Consider the following 21,945-nt stretch of genomic DNA (forward strand, 5'->3'; position numbering starts at 1 on the left):
CTATTCGGCCTTGATGCCGTTCGCGCGGATCAGCTCGGCCCAGCTCGCGGTTTCTTCGCGGATACGCGTGGCCAGCGCCTCCGGCGTGCTGGCCTGGGGCTCCATGCCCTGACGCTGCAGGTCGGCTCGGACCGCCGGCGTCGCCAGCACGGCGCGCACTGCCTCGTGCAACTGCGCGACCGTCTCGTCCGGCGTCGCGCGCGGTGCCAGCATCGCGTACCACGAGCTGACCTCGATGCCGGCGATGCCCTGCTCCGCCATCGACGGGATATTCGGCGCGGCCGGCGAGCGCCTGGCCTGCGTCACCGCGATCGCGCGCAGCGCCCCGGACTGGATGAACGGCGCCAGCGTCGGCAACGTGCCGAGCAGGATCGGCACCTGGCCGCCGACCACGTCGTTCAGCGCCTGCGTCGTGCCCTTGTACGGAACATGCAGCAGCGCCACGCCGGCCTTCTGGCGGAACAGCTCGCCGGCCAGATGCAGGCCGCTGCCGACGCCGGGGCTGGCATAGCCGAGCGGGTTGCCCGCGCGCTCGGCGGTGCGCGCCAGCGCGACCAGTTCGGCCACCGACTTCGCCTTGACCGACGGGTGGACCGCCAGCACATTGGGCGAGCCGGCCAGCAGCGACACCGGCCGGAAATCGCGCTCGACGCGATAGGGCAGCTGCGGCATCAGCGTCGGATAGATCGTCAGATTGCCGGCCGGCGCGATCAGCACCGTGCAGCCGTCGCCCGCCGCGCGCCGCACCGCGTCGATGCCGATATTGCCGTTCGCGCCGGGCTTGTTGTCGACGATCACGGTGCGGCCCTGCCCGCGCTGCATGCCGTGGGCCAGCGTGCGGGCCAGCAGATCGGCCGGACCGCCGGCGGGGGAACGGCACCACGATGCGGGTGGTCGCGCAGGCCGTGGCGGCATGGGCCGATGGCGCGCCGGCCGCGATGGCGGCCGCCAGGGCAAGGGTTGCGGCAAAGGGCATGCGCCGTTTCATCGTGCTCTCCCGTGTCCGCGGCCGACCGGCCGCCCTTTCCGGTTGGCGGCTAGCCGCGATGCAGCGGCACCACCTTGCCCTCGTCCTGGGGCCGATAGTCGAGCAGGCGCGACAGGTCGAGCGCCGCGCCACGGACCTTCTCGACCAGCGTATCGAGCCTGGACGGATCGATCTTCGCCGCCGGGATGGTCACGCCCATCGCCGCGACCACCTTGCCGCTGCGATCGCGCACCGGCGCGGCGATGCTCGAAATGCTGGCCTCGAAGAAGCCTTCCTGCAGCACATAGCCGCGCTCGCGGTCGCGCTGCACCATGTCGAACAGTTCCTCGACCGTCCTCGGCGTGCTGTCGGAGAACACTTCGAGCTGCGGCTCCGGATAGAGCTGCCGCAACTCGGCCATCGTCAGGTCCTCGAGCAGCACGCGCCCCAGCACGGTGGCATGCGCCGGCAGCCGCGTGCCGACGTTGACGGTGCTGGCGAACGGCGTCGGCGCCACCGACTTGGCCACATAGACGATCGAGCGGCCGTCGCGCACCACCAGATTGCAGGGCAGCTGGATGTCGTCGCGCAACCGCTCCAGCAGCGGCCGGCCCAGTTCGGTCAGCTCCAGCGAGGCCAGGTATTCGAAGCCCAGCCGCAACACGGCCATGCCGAGCTTGAATTCGCGCCCGCCGTCGGTGCGCTCGACGAAGCCCATCATCTCCAGCGTGGCCAGCAGGCGGAACACGGTCGAGCGCGGAATCTGCAGGCGCCGCGCCAGTTCGGCCGCCGACAGCGTGCGGTCGGTGCGGCTGAACTCGCCGAGCAGCCGCAGGCCGCGCTCCAGGCCGGGCACGATGTACCGTTCCTGGGAATCGTCGGGCAGGGAAGCGTTGTTCATGATCGGTTCTCGGGTTCTCGGAATTGCTTTCCATCCAGATAATCGACACTCATATAACACGCCGGCGCCGGGAACGGAAAGCACCGTCCGGCTCCGTCTTCCTTTATGGAATGGCGCGCGACTTCAGAATCGCTGCCTTCGCCGCGCCGCACCCGATCTGCCGCCGCCGATCCCTGTGCGACAATCGCCGCCCATCTCCCCCTTGGATCCAGGCCGATACGATGAAGACATCTGCAGAGGTCAGCCGCCAGGGCGCCGCCGGAACACGCGAGGCGCGCACGCCCTGGACCAGGCTCGATGAACAGGGAACCGGCCTGACGGTCGACGATTTCCTGACCACGATGCTGAGCCAGCTGGTCAATGCGCTGCGGCGGACCGTGACCCAGCCCTACGCCGAGCGGTTCGACCTGACCGTGCCGGAATGGCGGCTGCTGGCGCTGCTGGCGCATGCGGGGGAACTGACGTTCGCCGACCTGGTGGTGCAGTCGACCTCCGACAAGGCCCTGGTCAGCCGCACGCTGCGCCTGCTGGAACAGCGCGGGCTGGTGAGGCTGAGCAACGCGGGCAATTCGCCGCGCAAGAAGCTGTTCTGCAACATCACCAGCGCGGGCATGGCGCTGCACGACCAGGTCATCCCGCTGGCGCGGCGCCATCAGGCCGCGGTGCTGCGCCTTCTCGACACCGGCGAGCGCGAGGCCCTGTATCGGGCGCTGCGGAAATTGCACGCGCAATGCGTGATGGGGCCCGGGGTGGATCCCACCGCCCGGCCGAGGAAGGCCGGCTGAGGAAACCGGGGGGACCAGCGGGGCCGCGATCGCGGCCTCGTGTCTTTCGGTCACAGCTCCCGCGCACGCCCCAAGCCTCCAGCCTCAAGCCTCAAGCCTCAAGCCTCGAGCTGCTCCAGCACCTTGCCCTTGGTCTCGATGCCCAGCCAGTGCACGGTCAGCGCCGCCGCGAACGGCACCAGCGCCAGCGCATAGAAGGCGATGCTCAGATCGCCGCTGCCGATGGTGCTGGCGATCAGCGTCGGCGCGAAGATCGCCGCGATCTTCAGCCAGGCGCCGCCGAACCCGCAGCCCATCGCCCGCACGCTGGTCGGATACAGCTCCGGCGTATAGACATAGGCAGTGATGAACCCGCTGGCGAGGAACCCCATCGCGAACGCGCACAGGGTCGCCACCACATAGACCGACTGCGCGTGCAGCAGCCCCGCCAGCGCCAGCGACAGCGCGCACAGCACGAACGACACGTTGATCACGGGCTTGCGGCCAACCTTGTCGACCACCATCGCGCAGACCAGCGAACCGACCACGCCCAGCACCGAGGCCCCTGCCGCCAGGTTCAGCGCCAGCTGCAGCGGCGCGTGGTAGACCGTCTTGTAGATCGTCGGCAGCCAGGTCGACAGGCCGTACTGGATGAAGCCGCAGGTCGCCCACAGCATCCACACCGCCAGCGTGCGGCCCCGGTAGGCACCGCTGAGCAGATCGCGCACGCGCCGCTTCGGGTGCCGGTCCGTCATCGCATCGAACGCCGCGACATCGCCCACCGGCGGGAGCGGCGTGCGCGCATGCGATTCGAAGGCGCGCACCGCGCGATCCGCCTCGGCCATGCGGTTCTTTTCGGCCAGCCAGCGCGGCGACTCCGGAATGATCTTGCGCAGCACGAAGAACAGCACGATCGGCACGCCGCCGATGAAGTACATCACCTCCCAGCCGTAGCGCGGCACCAGCCAGGCGCCGGCCCCGTTCGACACCAGCAGGCCGATCGGGAACACCACCTCGTACAGCAGCACGAAGCGGCCGCGGCCGTGCGCGCGCGTGACCTCGTTGATGTAGGTGGCCGCGACCGGCAGCTCGCCGCCCAGGCCCAGGCCCTGCACGATCCGCAGCAGCGCGAACAGCTCGAACGACGGCGCGAAGCCGCAGGCGATGCTCATCAGGCCGATGATGCCGGCGCTCCAGGCGATCGAGTGCAGCCGGCCGTAGCGCTCGGCCAGCCACGGGAAGAACAGCGCGCCGACCAGCTGCCCGACCGAGGGCGCGGCGATCAGGAAACCGATCTGCCCCGGCGTCAGCGACCACTGCGCGATCAGCAGCGGCAGCGTGGCCGCGATCGCGATCACGTCGAAGCCGTCGAAGAAGGTCGCCAGCCCGATCAGCAGCCGCGCCTTCACGTGCATCAGGTTGTTGGGCAGCCGCTCGATGCGGGCGACGATCTGGCCGCGGGTCACGCCGCCCGCGGCATCGGCGGCCGTGGCGTTCGTGGCGAAGGCACCGGCACCGGCGCCGGTGCCGGTGCCGATGGCCTCACCGTCCGCGCCGCCGCGAAACATGGCCGTGGCCGGCCCCGGAACACTGGCGGGCGCCAGCTCTTGTCTTTCTGTCAACACGATGCTTGCTTCCTGATATTGCCGTGGCCGGTCCGCGGTGGGGGAGGCGGACCTGTCGTGGGAACGGACGGTGAGGGGACGAAACCGGCGGCGCCGCGCGACACGGCGCGCCAAAGGGGGGAGGCGCTACCGAGCCCGCTACAGGTCCAGCACCAGCCGCTTGCCCTTGCAGCCCGATACGCAGACCATCATCGACTGGTTGGCGGCGCGCTCGGCCTTGCTGAGCACGCCGTCGCGATGGTCGGGCTCGCCCTCCAGCACGCGCGTCTCGCAGGACCCGCAGACGCCTTCGCGGCAGCTGTAGTCGACGGCGATGCCCGCTTCGAGCAGCGCGTCGAGCAGCGACTTGCCGGCCGGCACCTTGACCTCCATGCCCGATTGCGCCAGCGACACCGCGTATTCGCCTTCCTGCACCGACTCCACCGACGGGTCGGCGGCGAAGCGCTCGATATGGACGTTCGGATAGCCGTGCGCCTCGCAGGCGGACTCGAAGGCCTGCAGCATCGGGCCCGGTCCGCAGCAATAGAAGTGGGTGTCCGGGTCCTGTCCGGCCAGCATGCCGGCCAGATCGGGCGGGCCGCCGGCGTCGGCGTCGAAATGCATGCGCACCGCGTCGCCATAGGCCTGCAGTTCGGCGACGAAGGCGGCCTCCTCGCGGGAACGCGCGCAGTAGAGCAGCGTGAACGCGCGGCCCAGCTGATGCAGGCGGCGGGCCATGCAGACGATCGGCGTCACGCCGATGCCGCCGGCGACCAGCACCGTGTGTGAGGCGCTCTCGTCCAGCTCAAAGTTGTTGCGCGGCGCGCCGACCGGCAGCGTCGCGCCGACGCGCAACTGCTCGTGGATATAGCGCGAGCCGCCCCGGCTGCCGCGATCGAGCAGCACGCCCACGGTGTAGCTGTGCCGGGCTTCGGGCGCGCCGCACAGCGAATAGCTGCGCACCAGGCCGTTGCCCAGATGCAGATCGATATGGGCGCCGGGGCTGAATTCCGGCAAGGCGGCCCCCGCGGGGTCCTGCAGTTCGATGCTGACGACGCCGCGGGCTTCGTAGCGCATGGCCTGCACGCGCATCGTCAGGGTGGGGCTGGCACTCATCACACTTCCTTCTGATTCCATTCGCGCCGGGGCGCGATACGGCAACGATGCCTGCGAAAGCCTCGACTGCCGCCATGGCGTTCCCGCGCAGGCGGGACGCCAAGGTTGTCAACGTTTCTCGGTCAGGAACTTCCCTTCCGGGCCGCCGGCGTTCTTCTGGCGGCGGGTATTGCCGTCGATGCCGCCTTCGATGGCCCATTCGGCGAACATCGTCGGGCCCGGCTCGAACTCGCGCGGCTCCCAGTGGGCGTCGAGGTGGTCCTCGTCGGCGTAGTACTCGATCAGGCCGCCGGCCGGGTTCCTGAAGTACCAGAAGTAGGCCGACGAAATCGGATGGCGGCCCGGGCCGAGCTGCGTCTCCCAGCCGGTGCGCGACATGTGCATGCCGCCGCCGAACACCTCGTGGATATCGCGCACGGTGAACGCGACATGGTTCAGCCCGCTCTTGGGCTGCGGCAGCTGCAGCAGGAACAGGTCGTGGTGGCCGCCCTCGTCGGCGCAGCGCAGGAAGGCGCCGCGGCCCGGATAGCGGTCCGACGCGACGAAGCCGAATTTCTCGGTGTAGAAGCGCTCGGTGGCGGCGACGTCCTTGACGAAGAACACCACGTGTCCGACCTCGATCGGCGTGGCGCGCTCGTAGATCGGCCCGCGCTGGTTCACGCGCGGCTTCGCGCTCCAGGTATTCATCGCCGCGCATTCGACCTCGATGTCGCGCTTGCGGGTGAGCTGAAAGCGCACCGCCAGGCCGTTGGGATCGGTGCAGCCGATGCGCGCCTCGTCACCGCTGCCCTGGCGGACGAAGCCCGCTTCGCCGGCGATCGCCTCGGCGATGCGGTCCAGCGCGGCGGGCGTGTCGACGCCCCAGACCACTTCGCGCAGCGTCGGGCCGGCCTCGATCGCCGGCGGCAGCGCGGGATCGTCGATGCGGCGCACCAGCACGCGGCAGCCGTTCAGCGTCTCGAAGTCCAGCCCCTGCGCGTCGTCGCGCTTCAGGATCAAACCCCAATCGTTGAAGAAGCCGCGGCAGGCGTCGAAATCGTCGGCGCCGTAGACGATCTCGTCGATGCCCAGTACTTGATTCATGTCGGTCTCCAGCGGCCGCCGGCTCAATGTCAGTTGGCCCACGGCAGCGGTTGTTGATGCAGGCCCCAGTACACGCTCTTCTGCTCCATGTACTGCAGGATTCCCAGTCGTCCCTTCTCGCGCCCCAGGCCGCTGTCGCGCCAGCCGCCGAACGGCGTCGAGATCGAGAACTGCTTGTAGGTGTTGATCCAGACGTTGCCCGCCTGCACCGCGCGCGCCACGCGCCAGGCGCGCTTGTAGTCGCGCGTCCAGACGCCGGCCGCCAGCGCGTAGACGCTGTCGTTGGCCTGTGCGATCAGGTCGTCCTCGTCGTCGAACGGCATCGCCACCAGCACCGGCCCGAAGATCTCTTCCTGGCAGATGCGGGCGCGGTTATCCAGCCCCTCGATGATGGTCGGCGTATAGAAGTAGCCGTTCTCCAGGCCGGCCACGCTCGGCCGCATGCCGCCGGTGCGCAGCTGCCCGCCCTCCTCCACGCCCATCGCGACGAACGACTCGATCGAATCGCGATGGCGAGCGGTGATCAGCGGCCCCATCTGGGTGCGCTCGTCGGCCGGGTCGCCGACGCGCAGGCGCGCGGCGCCGGCGGCCAGGCGATCCATGAACGGCTCGTACAGCGAGCGCGCGACGAACAGCCGCGAGCCGGCGATGCACGATTCGCCCGACGAGCTGAAGATGCCGTACAGCACGCCGTTGACCGCATGGTCGAGATCGGCGTCGTCGAACACCATGGTCGGCGACTTGCCGCCCAGTTCCAGCGACACCGGCATCATCTTGTCGGCGGCGATATGCGCGATGTGCTTGCCGGTGGCGGTGCCGCCGGTGAACGACACGCGCCGCACCAGCGGATGCTGCGTGATCGCATCGCCGATCACCGAGCCCTTGCCCGGCAGCACGCTGACCAGGCCCTTGGGCACGCCCGCTTCCTCGCAGATCGCGGCCAGCTCCAGCGCCATCAGCGGCGTGACCTCGGCCGGCTTGACCACCACCGCATTGCCGGCGGCCAGCGCGGGCGCCAGCTTCTGCGCCTCGCTGGCGATCGGCGAGTTCCACGGCGTGATCGCCGCGACCACGCCCATCGGCTCGTGCACGCTCATGGTCAGGGAAGTCGCCGCGCGGCGGTGTCAGCGTTTCCTCCAGCGTCTCGCAGGCGGCAGCAAAGAACTGGAAGGTGCCGGCGGCGCTGGCCACCAGCGCGCGCGTCTCGCTGATCGGCTTGCCGTTGTCCAGCCGCTGGCGTTGGGCCAGCGGCTCGGCGCGGGCACGGATCAGCTCGGCGACGCGATACAGCACCGCGGCGCGCTCGTGCGGCTTGCGCTGGGCCCAGCCGCTGGTCTCGAAGGCGCGCTGCGCGCCCTGCACCGCTTCCTCGACGTCGGCAAGGCTCGCCGCGTGAAGCTCGGCGACCACCTCGCCGGTGGCGGGATAGCGCGTGGCGTAGCGGTCGCCGCCGCCGAGGCGCCATTGGCCGGCGATGCAGATGGGGAGAAGGTCTTGCGTCTTCATGTTTGCGTCTTGCTTCGGCTGTTCAGATCGATACCGCATGCGCGCGGTTGCCCAGCGCGCGCACCACGCTGAACACCGTCAGCGCCGAGGTCTTGGGATTGGCGGCAAGCGGCTTGCCGCGCATGGTCAGCTCGAAGCCGCCGAAGGCGCCGCGCGCTTCCACGTGATGGACGTTTTCTTCGACGCCCGGGTCCGCCAGCAGCTTGACCGCGGTGCGGTCCAGGCCCAGGCCGGCCAGCGACAGCGTCGCCGCGACGTTGGCGTTCTTCGGATAGAGCCGCGCGGCATCGCGCGCGCTGCCCTCGAAGATCACCGTCGGACCGTCCAGCGCATCGAGATCGACGCGCTGCTCGGCCGGCGTGTCCTTCCACGCGCGCGGCGGCTTGCGGCCGGTGTAAACCACTTCATCGAGGCCGCCGACCCGCGCGGCCGCCAGCGCGTCGATCGCACCGATCGCGCCGGACAGCAGCTGCACCTGGGTGCCGCCGCGCCGCGCCGCCGCTTCCAGCCGCTCGGCCAGACCCGGCTCGGACAACGCGCCGACCGACACCACCATGCACGGGATGCCGCGCTCCAGCGCCGGCACGATGTGTTCCTCCAGCGCGCGATGGCCGGCGCATTCGACCAGCAGGTCGGGACGGCCGTCGGCCTCGCTCAAATGCGTGGCGACGCGGGCATGGGGCGCCAGCTCGGACACCGCGCTGCGCGCCTCGTCCATCGTGCCTTCCGGCACGATCACCAGATCGAACACCACGTCGGGATCGGACTTCAGCAACTCCAGCACGCCGCGCCCGATCGCGCCGCAGCCCACCATCGACACATGCAGCATCGCGGTTCTCCTTCAGGCCGTCAGCGTCGCGCGTTCGGCGGCACGCTGGGCCGGTTCCTCCGCCGACTCGGCGGCATTGACCGGCGGGCCGGCGAACGCGGTCTTGAAGCTGCCGATCGACAGCATGTCGATCTCCAGCAGGAACGGACCCGGCTCGACCGTGGCCTGATCGAGCGCGGCACCGATCTCGTCGAGGCGGCTGACGCGGCGATGGCGCAGCGCCAGCGCCTTCGACAGCGCGGCGTAGTCCGGCGTATGCAGGTCGACGTAGTGGCGCCGGCCGCCGTACTGCGCGTCCTGGATGTTCTTGATGACGCCGTAGCCCTTGTCGTTCATCAGCACGATCACCAGGTCCGCGCGCTCCTGCACCGCGGTGGCCAGCTCGCCCAGGTTCAGGATGAAGCCGCCGTCGCCGGCCAGGCAGAAGGTCTTCTTGCCCGAGCCGGTGGCCGCCGCGCCGACCGCGGCGCCGATGCCCATCGCCAGGCCCTGGCCGATGCCGCCGCCCAGCGCATGCACGCCGGCGCGCGAATCGAAGATGCGCAGCTGGCGATTGCCCCAAGTGCTGTTCGACACGGTGACGTCGCGCACCCAGTTGAAGTGGCGGCCGACCGCGCCCTGCAGCGCCTCGACCAGCGCCGAGTACGGGCCGAGGCCGTCGACCAGACCCTTGACGGCGATCTCGTGCGCGCGGCGCAGGTCGCCGGCGAAGGCCGGGTCGATCTGCATGCGGGCTTCCAGACGATCGGCCAGGCCGTCGAGCACCAGCGCGGCGTCTCCGCTGACGAAGTAGTCGCTCTGATAGCAGCGGCCCTCGGCGGCCGGATCGGCGTCGACGCGGAACAGCGGACGCGGCAGCTTCAGTTCGTACTTCAGCGTCTCGTTGCCGCGCAGCCGCGAGCCGACCACGACCATCGCATCGCAGGTCTGGTAGAACTGCTCGACCGGCTTGTGCAGATTGAAGGCGCCCAGCGATCGGGGGATCGTCCTCCGGCACGATGCCGCGGCCCTGCGTGCTGGTGACCACGCCGAAGCCCAGGTCCAGCAGCCGCTTGACCTGCGCGCCGGCATGGCGCGCGCCGCCGCCCAGCCACAGCAGCGGCCGGCGTGCATGGATCAGGCGTTCGGCCAGCGCGTCCAGCGCGTGCGCCGAGGGCACGTGGGTCGGCACCGGCAGCGGGCGCAGGTCGGTCGGCAGCGGAATCAGCGCGGCCTGGATGTCGATCGGGATCTCGACGCTGACGGGGCCCGTCGGCGCGGTCAGCGCGGTCTGCACCGCCAGCTTGATGGTGCTGATCGCGGTATCGGCGCTGCGCACGCGGAAGGCGGCCTTGGACACGGCCTTCAGCATCGTCAGCTGGTCCGGCGCCTCGTGGATGTAGGCCAGGCTCTGGTCCAGATACGGCGTCTCGATCTGGCCGGTGATATGCAGCAGCGGCGTGCCCGCGGTCAGCGCCTCGACCATCGCGCCGGCCGCATTGCCCGCCGCGGTGCCGGTGCTGGTCAGGCAAACGCCCAGGCCGCCGGTGGTGCGCGCGCAGGCATCGGCCATATTGGCGCCGCCGGCCTCGCCGCGCGCCGGCACGAAGCGGATCTTGCCGCGTTCGCCGATCGCGTCGAGGATCGGCATGTTGTGGATCGAGATCACGCCAAACGCCGCCTTGACGCCGCACTGCTCCAGGAAGGCCGCGATGGCCCAGCCGACGGTGACCTGCTGCTCGCGCGCGGCTTGTTGATCTTGTTGGGGTTGTTCGTTACGCATGACGGGAGAGTCCTCCGGAAACATCGATGTGGCTGCCCGTGGTGTACGAAGACAACGGCGAGGCAAGGAACAGGATGGCGCGCGCGGCCTCCTGCGGCAGGCCGAGACGGCCGAGTTGGATATGCTTTTGCTGCGCCAGGCGCGCGGTCCACGCGGCCCAGTCCAGATGGCGGTCGGCGTCGGGACGCGCCTCGAAACGGCGGCGCCATTGGCCCGATTCGACCAGGCCCAGCAGGATGCCGTTGACGCGGATGCCCTTCGGCGCGAACTCGGTGGCGAGCGAGCGCACCAGGTTGTGCACGCCGGCGCGGGCGGCCGAGGTGGCGACCATATGCGGCTCGGGCTGGACCGCCAGCAGGGGAGTTGACGCAGACGATCGACGCGCTGGGCGAGCGTTCGAGCTGCGGCAGGAAGGCGCGGGTGGCGTGGATCACCGAGAAGAACTTCAGCTGCAGTTCTTGCAGCCAGGCCTGGTCCTCGGTATCGGCGAAGGTCGAGACCCGGCCCTGCCCCGCGTTGTTGATCAGCATGTCGGCGGGGCCGAGGTTCGCTTCGACCTCGGCGGCGAAGGCGCGCACCTGCTCCGGCTGCAGCACGTCGCAGGTTGCCGCGTGCAGGCGGCAGCCCGGATGCGCGTCGCGCAGCTGCGCCTCGGCGGTCGCCAGCCGGTCGGCGTCGCGGCCGCACAGCGCCACCGCGGCGCCGGCCTCCAGCAGCAGCTCGACCGTGGCCAGGCCGATGCCGGAGGAGCCGCCGGTCACGACGGCAACCTTGCCGCCGAGTTCAATCATGGACATCTTGCTTGCTCCGTTCACTGCATTGAATGCATTGACTGCGTTCACAGGTTGACCACCTTGCGGCCGAGTTGCGGCCGGTAGTCGAGCAGGCGCGACAGCTCGCCCGCGGTGTTCCTGACCTTGTCGACCATGCCGCCCAGTTCCTCGGGATCGATATGCGAGGCCGGGATGGTCACGCCCATCGCCGCCACCACGCGCGCGCTGCGGTCGCGCACCGGCGCGGCGATCGTCGAGATGCTGGCTTCGTAGAAGCCCTCCTGCAGCACGTAGCCGCGCTCGCGGTCGGTCTGCACCATCTCGAACAGTGCATCGACCGTGCGCGGCGTGCCTTCCGAGAAGGCTTCCAGCTGCGGCTCGGGGTACAGCTCGCGCAGTTCGGCCAGCGTCAGGTCCTCCAGCAGCACGCGCCCCAGCACCGTGGCATGCGCCGGCAGCCGCGTGCCGACGTTGACGCTGCTGGCGAACGGCCGCGGCGCCACCGACTTGGCGACATAGACGATAGAGCGGCCGTCGCGCACGACCAGGTTGCACGGATAGCCGGTCTCGTCGCGCAACCGGTCGAGCAGCGGCGCGCCGAGCTCGGTCAGTTCCAGCGAGGCCAGGTATTCGAAGCCCAGCCGCAGCACCGCCATGCCGAGGCGGTATTCGCGGCCGTTGTCGGTGCGCTCGACGAAGCCCAGCATCTCCAGCGTCGCCAGCAGGCGGAACACGGTCGAGCGCGGTGCCTGCAGGCGCCGGGCCAGTTCGGCCGCGCTCAGCGTGCGTTCGGCGCGGCTGAATTCGCCGAGCAGCCGCAGGCCGCGTTCGAGGCCGGGCACGATGTATTTGTCCTGGACGGTGTCCGGCGGCAGAGATTGGGTCATGGGTATCCGGGGTCGGGCCGGGCGGTCGCTTGTGTCGCGTCGTGATGCTTCGATGAGCGGCCGCCGCGGGAGGTCAGCGCTTGATCTTCGACAGCGGGTGATCGGGCGGATAGGTCGGCGTGATCGGCTTCTTGGCACCGAGCATCACGCACATCAGCGCGTCTTCCTCGCCGATATTGATTTCCTCGCGATAGACGCCCGGGGGCACCGACACCAGGTCGCGATCGGTCAGGATGGTCTCGTAGCGCTCGCCGTCCTTCTCCAGCACCAGCTTGATCTTGCCGCGCAGGATGAAGAACACTTCCTCGACATCGGTGTGCAGGTGCGACGGGCCTTCATGGCCGGCCGGGATGATCATGGTCGAGAAGGTGAAATGCTCCGACGGCACGGTGTTGCTGTCCGCGGCCACGCCGGTGCCGCCGGTGCCCAGATAGCGCATCTGCGCGCGGCGGTACTTGGGGTCGTAGTCGGCCTGGAACTTCAGCGCGTTCCAGTCGTAGCGGCGCGTGGCAAAGCGCGCGACCCGGCCTTCCATCCACTGTTCGAACGAGGCGCCCTCGGGACGGTCCCAGCTGCGCTTGAGGTCTTGTTGTTCGGAGAGATCGCTCATTTGGATTTCCTTCGGTCTTTCGGTGTCTTCAGGGTCGTGAGAGTCTTGCGGGTCTTCGGTGCGTCGGTACGTGAGTACATCCATGCATCAATGCATGACAAAGCCGCCGTTGACCGCCAGGGTCTGGCCGGTCACGAAGCGGGAAAGGTCGGACAGCGCGAACAGCACGGCGCCGCAGACATCCGCCGGCAACTGCTCGCGCGAGATCGCGCGCTGCTCGCGATAGAGTTCGTGCCGCTTCTGCGGGACATACTCGGTGGCCTCGACCAGCGTCAGGCCCGGCGCCACGGCATTGACCGTGATGTTGTCCGGCCCCAGCTCGCGTGCCAGCGAACGTGTGATGCCGATGATGGCGCTCTTGCTGGCCACGTAGGCCAGCAGGTTCGGCGCGCCCCACAGCGGCGTGTCGGAGGCCAGGTTGACGATGGCGCCGCGGCCGCTGTCGCGCAGCGCGGGCAGGCAGGCCGTGGTCATCAGCCAGGTGCCGCGCACATTCACGTTCATCACGCGGTCCCAGGTTTCGATATCGATGGCGCTGGCGTCGCGCCCGCCGGAGTCGGTCACCGCGGCGTTGTTGACCAGGCCGTCGAGTCCGCCGAGCTTGCGCACCGCCTCGGCGGCGCAGGCCTGCACCGAGGCCGGATCGCCGAGATCGAGCGGCAGCGCCACCGCGTGCAAGCCGCGGGACGCCAGCGCATCGGCTTCCTGATGCAGGCGATCGGCCAGGATGTCGGCCATCGCCACCGAGGCGCCGGCTTCGGCGATCGCGGTGGCAAAGGCCAGGCCCAGGCCGCGCGCGGCGCCGGTGACCAGCACCTTGCGGCCGCTCAGCATCGGCAACGCGGCGCCCGGATGCGTGAACTCAGGCATGGCTGGCGACTCCCGTGGCCGGCTGCAGCATCGCCACCGGCGCATCGGCCAGCTCCTGCTCGGCGCGGCGGCGCAGCAGGCGGCGCACGCGCGTGATGCCGACATCGTGCTGGTACAGCATTTCATGGTCGCGGGCATTGGGCGCCATCGACTCGAGCACCACGCGGTCCTGCTCCAGCACGTCCCAGTGCAGCTTTTCCAGCCGGTTGCGGTAGAGGAAGCGCCAGACGTCGCGCTCCCAGCCCTGCACATGGCGGGTGCGCCAGAAGAACACCATGCAGTGGTCCTCGTCGACCGGCGTGGCGACGCCGACGATGCCGAACGGACCGCCGGGGCCGACCTTCGGGCGATACGGGATCGCCAGACGCAGCCACATCGTGCCGGTCTCGCCGAACTCGACCCAGTCAAAGTTGACGCCGCGCTGGCCGGTCTTCTCGAACATCAGGCCGTGCTCGGTCTCGCGCACCGCCATCACCGCCTGCTTCTCGCCGCTTGCCATCGAATGCGAGACCGCATGCAGATAGGCGCCGTGCATCGGGTCCATGACGTTGTCGATCGCGTAGCGGTAGTTGCAATCCCAGTGCGCGACGCACAGGAAGTGGCTGTGCTCCGGGTTCTCCAGCTCTTCGGGCAGGCGCAGCGTGTCGGCGCTGTCGGCGCCCTCGGCCGGAGCGCGGTCGCCGAACCACAGGAAGATCGCGCCGGCCTTCTCCTGGACCGGATAGCTGCGCACGCAGGTCTTGCCTTCGAGCGGGCAGCTCTCGACCGCCGGCACGCTCTTGACCTGGCCATCGCCGCCGACCTCGACGCCGTGATACCAGCAGGCGACGCGATCGCCCAGGTTCCAGCCCATCGACAGGCGCGCGCCGCGGTGCGGGCAGCGGTCTTCCAGCGCATGGACCTGGCCGGCGCCGTCGCGCCACAGCACGATGTTCTGGCTCAGGCGGGTGATGCCGATCGGCGAATGGGTGACCGACCACGACGCGGCCACCGGATACCAGTAGTTGCGCAGGCCGGTATTGAGCCGTTCTTCGATGCGGGCTTGCTTGTTCGATTCCATCGTTGTTCTCTCTTGCGGGACCGCTGGGTGTCGCCGGGGGATCGTCCGGGTCAGGCGCCGAGGCGCTGCATCTCGGCCAGGAAGCGCGCCTCGGTCCAGGGCTGGCCGTCGGCGGTCAGGAAGCCGGCGTGGTTGAACGCGCGCACCACGTCTTCGGGCGTCGTCGCGCCTGCCTCGAAGGCGGCTTCGAGCGCGTCGCCGAGCGCGTTCTCGTAGGCCGTCGGCAGCGCCGAGCGCGTCTGCCAGACGATGTTGGGCACCTTGCCCGGCCGCTCGATATAGCCCTTGCCCGCCACGTTGTTCGGCGCGGGCTTGTCCCAGGGCGCGAGCTGCGGGTTGTAGTCGAGGATTTCCATTGCGCTTGCTCCTTTTTCCGATCGGCCGGTGTCTCGCTGTATGTTTTATATATGGAACAGCGATCCATGTATTGAACACGGTTCAACTATAGACCTCGGCGTTGCGGGATTGGACTGGGGGTTTTACCCGGGAACCGGGTGTTGAAGAGGAAAGAGGTGATGCTGTCGTCCCTGCGTACGCGGGGACGACGCCGTCTAGCGGGCGGGACGCTGGTCCAACGCCGCGCGAATCCATCGCGCGACCGCCGCCGCCTGCTCGATGTAGCAGGCATGGCCCGCATCGGCGATCGGCGTGAACGGCAGAGCGAACCGCTGGGCCAGCGCCTCGGCGCCGATCGGCGGCGTCACCACGTCGAGCGTGCCGCAGCCGATCTCGACGGGCACGCCGTCCGGCCGGCGCGCCAGGTAGGCGTCGATGTCGTCGCCGCACAGCATCGCCACCGCCTGGCGATAGCCATCCGGATTCAGGCGGCTCATGTTCCAGCGCACCCATTCGCGCGCGCCGGCATCGGCGTTCGGGCTCAATAGCCGCGCGGGGCCGCGTTCGGCCAGGCCGGCGACGCCAAGCGTGGTCAGTGCCTCCAGCCGTTGCCGCGCGACCTCCGCCGCCTTCTGTTCCTTGCCGGCGGCGCCATAGCCTTGTGCGGGACTGGCCAGCAGCACACGGGCCGGCCGCCGGTCCGGTTCGGCCTGCGCCAGGTAGGCCGCCGCCATCAATGCCCCGAGCGAATGGCCGACGATCACGGTCGGCCGCAGATCCAGCGCCCGCACCAGGCCCTGCAGGCGGACCGCGTAGTCGGCGGCGCGCGGCGCCTTCCCGGCGAGGGGGCTCGACGCGCCATAGCCCGGCGCGTCCCAGGCGATCACGCGGGCATGCGCGGCGAGCAGGCTGGCGCAAGGCAGCCACGACGCCGCACCGGAGCTGATGCCGTGCAACAGCAACACCACAGGCCCTTGGTCGCCGCCGCTGCGGTAGGCGACCTGCGCTCCGCCGGCATCCACCGTGGCTACGGCTTCCGCAAACGTATCCGCCAGCCCGGCCAGCACGGAGGCCGGATTGGGTCTCGGGGCTTGTTCCATATATGAAACCTACGTCCGTTGGTAAAAACTTCCCGACTATATCGCCCGGAAAACACGCTGAAGAACCGCGTAAAACACCTAGCGCCGCGCTAGGGAATTCCCTGCCCGCCCGAAGCGAAAACCCCCGCTATATTGCGCTTGTCGTTTCCTATGTAATTCATTGTTTTATATATGAAACGCAACGAACAATCAGGACTGCCACCACAACAAGGGGACGGACGCGATCGGCCACAGAGACGACGCGGCCGCCAGGAACCACCACGAGACGGAATCGGGAAGGAATCGCAATGAAATTTGGACGGATCGCACTGGCTATGCTTGCCGCCGCGCCGATGATGGCGGCCGCGCAATCGGTCACGCTGTATGGCGTGGTCGATACCGGCATCGAGTATGTGAACAACGTCGGCCCCGACAAGGACAGCGTCGTCCGCATGCCCAATCTGACGGCGACGGTGCCGTCGCGCTGGGGCATCCGCGGCACCGAGGACCTGGGCGGCGGCCTCAAGGGCCTGTTCGTGCTGGAGTCCGGCTTCGGCCCGGACACCGGCAATGCGAACCAGGGCGGCCGGCTGTTTGGCCGTCAGGCCTGGGTGGGCGTGTCCGGCCCGTGGGGACAGATCTCGCTGGGCCGCCAGTACACGATGCTGTTCTGGGCGATCCTCGATTCGGACATCCTGGGGGGCGAACGTCTACGGCTCCGGCTCGCTGGACAGCTATATCCCCAACACGCGCCATGACAACGCCGTGGTCTACAAGGGCACCTTCGGCGGCCTGACGGTGGGCGCCTCGTACAGCTTCGGCCGCGATGCGGCCAATGCCGGCCCGAGCCCGTCGGGCACCAATTGCGCGGGCGAGAACCCCGCCGATGCGCGCGCCTGCCGGGCATGGTCGGCGCTGGTCCAGTACGCGACCAAGACCTGGGGCGTGCATGCCGCCTACGATTCGCTGCGCGGCGGCCCCGGCGCGTTCGCGGGCCTGACCAGCAGCAGCCTGACCGATGATCGCTTGTCGGTCGGGGGGCTATGTGCTGCTCGATCGCGTCAAGGCCGGGGCCGGTTTGATCCGCCGCGACAACGAGGCCAGCCCGACCCCGCGCAGCGACATGTGGTACGCCGGCCTGGCCTACGACATCACGCCCGCCTTCCAGCTGGCCGGCCAGGTCTACTACCTGAAGTACCGCCACAGCGACAACGACCAGATGCTGTACGCGCTGCGCGGCTCGTATGCCTTCTCGAAGCGGACCATGGTCTATGCGACGGCGGGCTTCATCGACAACGACGGCACGCTGACCACCTCGGTCAGCGGCGGATCGCCGGGCTCGAACACGCGCCCCGGCGGCTCGCAGCTCGGCGCGATGCTGGGCATCAAGCACGTGTTCTGATCGTCGACCATCGCCCCTGAGCGCAGAAAACTGGAGCAACCATGAAGCAGTCCACCACACGCAAATTGATCGCCGCCGTTGCCGTGGCCGGCGCGCTGCTCGGCACGGGCGCCGCGCAGGCCCAGGGCTATCCGAGCAAGCCGATCACGATCGTGGTCGCCTATCCGGCCGGCGGGGACACCGACGTGCTGGCCCGCATGATCGCGGAGAAGCTGGCCATCCGGCTGAACCAGTCGGTCGTCGTCGAGAACCGCACCGGCGCCGCCGGCACGATCGGCAGCGCCTACGTCGCCAAGGCGGCGCCGGACGGCTACACGCTGCTGGCCGCGCCGAACACCGTGGCGCTCGCCCCGCTCGTTCTCAAACCCGGCTCCGGCGCGGCCTATGACGTGCAGCGCGACTTCACGCCGGTGATCCAGACCGGCAGCCAGTCGCTGTTCGTGGTCGTCAACAAGTCGACCGGCATCAGCAAGATGAGCGACCTGGTCGCGCGCGCCAAGGCCGGCACGGTGCAGACCTATGCCTCGCCGGGCAACGGCTCGCCGATGCATATCCTGGGGGGAACTGTTCAACAAGGCGGCCGGCGTGCGGATCGCGCAGGTCCCGTATCGGGGCACCGCCCCGGCGGTGGTCGACGTGCTCGGCGGCCAGGTGCCGATGACCTACTCCACCTATGGCGCGGTGTTCCAGTACGTGACCAACGGTCGATTGCTGCCGATCGCCGTGGCCGACCCGAAGCGCTCGCCGTTCGCGCCCAACGTGCCGACGCTGGCCGAGCTGGGCTACAAGGACGTCGAAGTCGGCGCATGGCAGGCGATCCTCGGCCCGAAGGGCATGCCCGCGGACGTGGTACGCACGCTGAACGGGCATATCAACGAGATCCTGAAGATGCCGGACATCGTCGAGAAGATGGCAACCTTCGGCATCAGCCCGGTCGGCGGCGATGCTTCGAATCTCGGCAAGCTGATTGCGGCCGACGCGAACCGCTACGCGCGGATCGTCAAGGAGTTCGGGATTCAGGCGGATTGATGTTGAGGGAGGTATCGGCGCGGTCGTTCGGGTCGGGTGGACGGCAGCGCCGTGTTGGATGTTGGCGGGTTTGATAAAGCCGGGCGGTCATGCTGGGTCGTCTTCGAACACCTCGGCCAGGGTTTCCGCGCGAAGCAATCGCGTTGACCAGTGATCGAGCTGCTCTTCCGTTGCGGCCTGAATCCTGGCTACCGCATATTCCGGCAACGTTCCGAAGCGAGTGGCAAGTTGCCGCTGCAGTATCCGGGCCTCGCCCTCCAGCCGTCCGGCCGCCTTATATTCATGCGCCCACACCTTGAAGCTCTGACTTAGTTTCATCTTCATCTCCACAAGATCATTGACCACCGGTACGTCCAGCGTGTTGCCACTACGCCGGCCAATGAGCCCCGGCAACACGTTGAGGAAGATTCGCTGCAGCTCCTCGTCGCCTTTCACGATGTCGGCGAGTTTGTCGATCAACTCGCCGACCTCCTGCTGGGTTTCCAGCGAGTCGAAATCCAGCCTGCCGAGCCACGGATCTGGGACGAATCCCGAGACCAGGTTGCGGACCATCGATGGAGAGGAGAACAACTGCTTGTAGCTGGCGTCGTCGGGTTGAACCATGGTGGGAACCGAGAACCGAGGAGTGTCGAGGCCGACAGCATCCTCCGCATGGGTCGTCGGTGCTTCACAGAAGAGCACGCATTTTGCGTTTCATGCCGCTCGGCTGACCGGCGTCGATCAACGCCCGATCGCGCGGCATACCGATGGCCTGCTCGGCAGCCTTTGGCGAAATCGCGGACACTGGCGGCGTTGCGAAAATTCTCAAACGGCTTGCCGCCGGATGACCGGCGAAGCAGCGCCTCATTCGAAGGAGACACCATGAGCCAAAGGAAGGCCATTCTCGTCATCGGTGCCGGCGACGCGACCGGCGGTGCGATCGCGCGGCGCTTTGCGCGCGAGGGCTATATCGCCTGCGTGACCCGGCGCAATGCCGACAAGCTGGCGCCGCTGGTTCAGCAGATCGAAGCCGAGGGCGGCATCGCCCATGCCTTTGGCTCGGACGCGCGCAAGGAAGAGGAAATGACCAGCCTGGTGCAGCGGATCGAGGCCGACATCGCGCCGATCGAGGTGGCGGTGTTCAACATCGGCGCAAACGTCCGTTTCGACGTGCTCGACACGACGGCCCGCGTCTACTTCAAGGTCTGGGAGATGGCCTGCTTCGCGGGCTTCCTGATGGGCCGCGAGACGGCGCGCGTGATGGTGCCGCGCGGACGCGGCTCGATTTTCTTCACGGGAGCCACGGCCAGCCTGCGCGGCCGCGCCGGATTCTCGGCGTTTGCCGGGGCCAAGCACGGCCTGCGCGCGCTGGCGCAGTCGATGGCGAAGGAGCTGGGGCCGCAGGGCATCCACGTCGCCCATCCGATCATCGACGGCGCCATCGACACCGCCTTTATCCGCGAGAACTTCCCCGAGCGCTATGCGCTGAAGGATCGCGACGGGATCCTGAATCCCGAGCATATCGCCGACGCCTACTGGATGCTGCACCAGCAGCCGCGCGACGCGTGGACGCACGAGCTCGATCTGCGGCCGTGGATCGAGGCCTGGTGATCTGACTGCCGGGGCCCGGCCCCGACTCGGGGGCTCCGGGCTCCGGGCTCCGGGCTACCGGGCTACCGGCTACCGGCTTCCGGCATGGGACGAGGCACCGTGCCTCGCCATGCATTACCGCTCAGCGCCGCGCGTCGAACATCCCCGCCAGCCGCTCGAACGTCAGCTGCTCGGCTTCCCTGACGATCCGATCGATCAGCGTCCTGACGCTCGGGATATCGTGGATCAGGCCGGCGACCATGCCGCAGCTCCATGCTCCGGCCTCGACATCGCCTTCGACCATCACCTTCGGATAGATGCCCGCGACCTGGTCGTAGATATCGGCGATCTTCAGGTCGGCGCCCTTCTCGCGTTCGATCTCCAGCAGCCGCTCGACGCCACCATTGTTCAGCACCCGCTCGGTATTGCGCAGCGCCCGCATGATCAGCCGCGTATCGAGCTCGCTCGCGTCGACGATCGCCTGCTTGACGTTGGCATGCACCGGGGCTTCCTCGGTGGCCAGGAAGCGCGTGCCCATGTTGATGCCGTCGGCACCCAGCGCCAGCGCGGCCACCAGGCTGCGCCCGTCCGCCATGCCGCCAGAGGCGACGAACGGAATCTTCAGCGCTTCCGCGGCCCGCGGCAGCAGGATCATGTTCGGCACGTCGTCCTCGCCGGGATGGCCGCCGCATTCGAACCCGTCCACGCTGGCCGCATCGCAGCCGATCTTCTCGGCCTTCAGCGCATGGCGCACCGACGTGCATTTGTGGATCACCTTGATGCCGGCCGCCGTCAGGGCCGGCATGTACTGCTCGGGACTGCGGCCCGCGGTCTCGACGATGCGCACGCCGCCCTCGGCGATCGCGGCGATGTACTCCGCATAGGGCGGCTCCGAGAACGTCGGCAGAAAGGTCAGATTGACGCCGAACGGCTGGTCCGTCATCTCGCGGCAACGCGCGATTTCCTTGGCCAGCAACTCGGGCGTGCGCTGCGTCAGCGCGGTGATGATGCCCAGGCCGCCGGCATTGGAGACGGCCGCCGCCAGATCGGCCAGGCCGACGAAATGCATGCCGCCCTGGATGATCGGATAGCGGATCGCGAACAGTTCAGTGATGCGTGTTTTCATGGGCAGGAAGGCTCCGAACGAGTGGAATGACCGATCGCGAATCAGGCGGCGCGCGCCCGCACGATTTCCTCTTCGACGTCGCGCAGACTGTCCTTGCCGAAGAAGATCTCGTCGCCAACGAAGAAGGTGGGCGCGCCGAATGCCCCGCGCTCGAATGCGCGCTGCGTATTGGCCAGCAGCGTTTCCTTGACGGCCGGCTGATTGATCGCCTCGAGCAGGCGGGCACCATCGAGCCCCGCCTCGTTCAGCGCGGCCTCGATCACGGCCGGATCGTCCATCTTCAATCCGCGCTCCCACATCGCGCCGAAGACCGCATCGACATAACGCGTGAAGCTGCCATCCTGAGTCGCTGCGATCGCGCCTCGCATGATCTGCAGGGTATTGACCGGAAAGTGGGGATTCATTCGAAACGCGGTCAGGCCATGCCGCCTGACGAAGCGTTCCATTTCCAGACGGCCATATTCCGGCTTGTTCTTGATGCCGGCAAACGCCTCCACCGGCGAGCGATTGCCGGTCAGCCGAAACAGGCCGCCGAGCAGAATCGGAACGTATTCGAATGTCACGCCGGTGCGCGCCTCAATGTCCGGAATGACCTTGTGCGCGAGATAGGCGTTGGGACTGCCGAAATCGAACAGGAACTGCGCGTTGACGGTACGCATCGCTTGTCTCCAC

16 protein-coding genes and 6 pseudogenes are annotated in these 21,945 nt (G+C 68.6%); 4 read left to right on the plus strand and 18 right to left on the minus strand.

What is annotated here, in order from left to right; translation table 11 throughout:
* Positions 1 to 976 (minus strand): annotated as a pseudogene (locus tag OJJOAM_RS16565) (tripartite tricarboxylate transporter substrate binding protein).
* Positions 977 to 1,037: 61 nt separating this feature from the next.
* Complete coding sequence (locus OJJOAM_RS16570) at positions 1,038 to 1,868, minus strand: IclR family transcriptional regulator (RefSeq protein ID WP_422650434.1); 831 nt, start codon at positions 1,866 to 1,868, stop codon at positions 1,038 to 1,040.
* Between the two features lie 221 nt (positions 1,869 to 2,089).
* On the opposite strand from OJJOAM_RS16570, the gene OJJOAM_RS16575 reads away from it, so the two are divergent.
* Positions 2,090 to 2,653: a MarR family winged helix-turn-helix transcriptional regulator gene (locus tag OJJOAM_RS16575; protein ID WP_422650435.1), complete on the plus strand. Its 564-nt coding sequence runs from the start codon at positions 2,090 to 2,092 to the stop codon at positions 2,651 to 2,653.
* 98 nt (positions 2,654 to 2,751) lie between these two features.
* Here OJJOAM_RS16575 and OJJOAM_RS16580 read toward each other — a convergent pair whose 3' ends face one another.
* The 13 genes and pseudogenes from OJJOAM_RS16580 to OJJOAM_RS16640 all read right to left on the minus strand — a co-directional run bounded on the left by OJJOAM_RS16580 (position 2,752) and on the right by OJJOAM_RS16640 (position 16,168).
* Entirely contained in the window at positions 2,752 to 4,200 is a 1,449-nt protein-coding gene (locus OJJOAM_RS16580) for an MFS transporter (protein WP_422650436.1), read from the minus strand.
* Positions 4,201 to 4,395: 195 nt separating this feature from the next.
* Entirely contained in the window at positions 4,396 to 5,352 is a 957-nt protein-coding gene (locus tag OJJOAM_RS16585) for a PDR/VanB family oxidoreductase (protein ID WP_422650437.1), read from the minus strand.
* Between the two features lie 108 nt (positions 5,353 to 5,460).
* Positions 5,461 to 6,435 carry a VOC family protein gene (locus OJJOAM_RS16590; RefSeq protein ID WP_422650438.1) on the minus strand — a complete coding sequence of 325 codons (975 nt, stop codon included), beginning with the start codon at positions 6,433 to 6,435 and terminating at the stop codon, positions 5,461 to 5,463.
* A gap of 29 nt (positions 6,436 to 6,464) precedes the next feature.
* Positions 6,465 to 7,941: pseudogene (locus OJJOAM_RS16595) on the minus strand (aldehyde dehydrogenase).
* A gap of 22 nt (positions 7,942 to 7,963) precedes the next feature.
* The gene (locus OJJOAM_RS16600) at positions 7,964 to 8,770 is read right to left on the minus strand and encodes an aspartate dehydrogenase (RefSeq protein WP_422650439.1); all 807 of its coding nucleotides are present in this window, start codon (positions 8,768 to 8,770) and stop codon (positions 7,964 to 7,966) included.
* 12 nt (positions 8,771 to 8,782) lie between these two features.
* Positions 8,783 to 10,532, minus strand: a pseudogene (locus OJJOAM_RS16605) (thiamine pyrophosphate-binding protein).
* Positions 10,525 to 11,329: pseudogene (locus OJJOAM_RS16610) on the minus strand (SDR family oxidoreductase). The pseudogenes OJJOAM_RS16605 and OJJOAM_RS16610 overlap by 8 nt, the downstream one beginning before the upstream one ends.
* Positions 11,330 to 11,370: 41 nt before the next feature.
* On the minus strand, positions 11,371 to 12,192 hold the full coding sequence (locus OJJOAM_RS16615; RefSeq protein ID WP_422650440.1) for an IclR family transcriptional regulator: 822 nt from the start codon (positions 12,190 to 12,192) through the stop codon (positions 11,371 to 11,373).
* Between the two features lie 73 nt (positions 12,193 to 12,265).
* On the minus strand, positions 12,266 to 12,802 hold the full coding sequence (locus OJJOAM_RS16620) for a cupin domain-containing protein (RefSeq protein WP_150082231.1): 537 nt from the start codon (positions 12,800 to 12,802) through the stop codon (positions 12,266 to 12,268).
* A gap of 87 nt (positions 12,803 to 12,889) precedes the next feature.
* The gene (locus OJJOAM_RS16625) at positions 12,890 to 13,672 is read right to left on the minus strand and encodes an SDR family oxidoreductase (protein ID WP_422650441.1); all 783 of its coding nucleotides are present in this window, start codon (positions 13,670 to 13,672) and stop codon (positions 12,890 to 12,892) included.
* Entirely contained in the window at positions 13,665 to 14,732 is a 1,068-nt protein-coding gene (locus OJJOAM_RS16630) for a Rieske 2Fe-2S domain-containing protein (protein ID WP_422650442.1), read from the minus strand. The genes OJJOAM_RS16625 and OJJOAM_RS16630 overlap by 8 nt, the downstream gene beginning before the upstream one ends.
* A gap of 50 nt (positions 14,733 to 14,782) precedes the next feature.
* Entirely contained in the window at positions 14,783 to 15,088 is a 306-nt protein-coding gene (locus OJJOAM_RS16635) for a recombinase-like helix-turn-helix domain-containing protein (RefSeq protein WP_422650443.1), read from the minus strand.
* 195 nt (positions 15,089 to 15,283) lie between these two features.
* On the minus strand, positions 15,284 to 16,168 hold the full coding sequence (locus tag OJJOAM_RS16640; RefSeq protein ID WP_422650444.1) for an alpha/beta fold hydrolase: 885 nt from the start codon (positions 16,166 to 16,168) through the stop codon (positions 15,284 to 15,286).
* 287 nt (positions 16,169 to 16,455) lie between these two features.
* Between OJJOAM_RS16640 and OJJOAM_RS16645 the strand changes: the two are divergent.
* Together OJJOAM_RS16645 and OJJOAM_RS16650 are read left to right on the plus strand one after the other, a co-directional pair.
* Positions 16,456 to 17,549: pseudogene (locus tag OJJOAM_RS16645) on the plus strand (porin).
* A 41-nt stretch (positions 17,550 to 17,590) separates the two neighbouring features.
* Positions 17,591 to 18,578, plus strand: a pseudogene (locus tag OJJOAM_RS16650) (Bug family tripartite tricarboxylate transporter substrate binding protein).
* 87 nt (positions 18,579 to 18,665) lie between these two features.
* Here OJJOAM_RS16650 and OJJOAM_RS16655 read toward each other — a convergent pair.
* Positions 18,666 to 19,181 carry a DUF4351 domain-containing protein gene (locus tag OJJOAM_RS16655; protein ID WP_422650445.1) on the minus strand — a complete coding sequence of 172 codons (516 nt, stop codon included), beginning with the start codon at positions 19,179 to 19,181 and terminating at the stop codon, positions 18,666 to 18,668.
* Positions 19,182 to 19,439: 258 nt separating this feature from the next.
* Between OJJOAM_RS16655 and OJJOAM_RS16660 the strand changes: the two genes are divergently transcribed.
* A complete protein-coding gene (locus tag OJJOAM_RS16660; protein ID WP_149319552.1) occupies positions 19,440 to 20,168 on the plus strand; it encodes an SDR family oxidoreductase in 729 nt (242 codons plus the stop codon).
* Between the two features lie 121 nt (positions 20,169 to 20,289).
* Here OJJOAM_RS16660 and OJJOAM_RS16665 read toward each other — a convergent pair whose 3' ends face one another.
* Both OJJOAM_RS16665 and OJJOAM_RS16670 read right to left on the minus strand, forming a co-directional pair.
* The gene (locus OJJOAM_RS16665; protein WP_422650446.1) at positions 20,290 to 21,273 is read right to left on the minus strand and encodes an NAD(P)H-dependent flavin oxidoreductase; all 984 of its coding nucleotides are present in this window, start codon (positions 21,271 to 21,273) and stop codon (positions 20,290 to 20,292) included.
* A 41-nt stretch (positions 21,274 to 21,314) separates the two neighbouring features.
* The gene (locus OJJOAM_RS16670; protein ID WP_422650447.1) at positions 21,315 to 21,932 is read right to left on the minus strand and encodes a 2-hydroxychromene-2-carboxylate isomerase; all 618 of its coding nucleotides are present in this window, start codon (positions 21,930 to 21,932) and stop codon (positions 21,315 to 21,317) included.
* Between the last annotated feature and the right edge of the window lie 13 nt (positions 21,933 to 21,945).

The organism is Cupriavidus sp. H18C1 (assembly GCF_049311595.1).
Taxonomy (GTDB): Bacteria; Pseudomonadota; Gammaproteobacteria; order Burkholderiales; family Burkholderiaceae; genus Cupriavidus; species Cupriavidus cauae.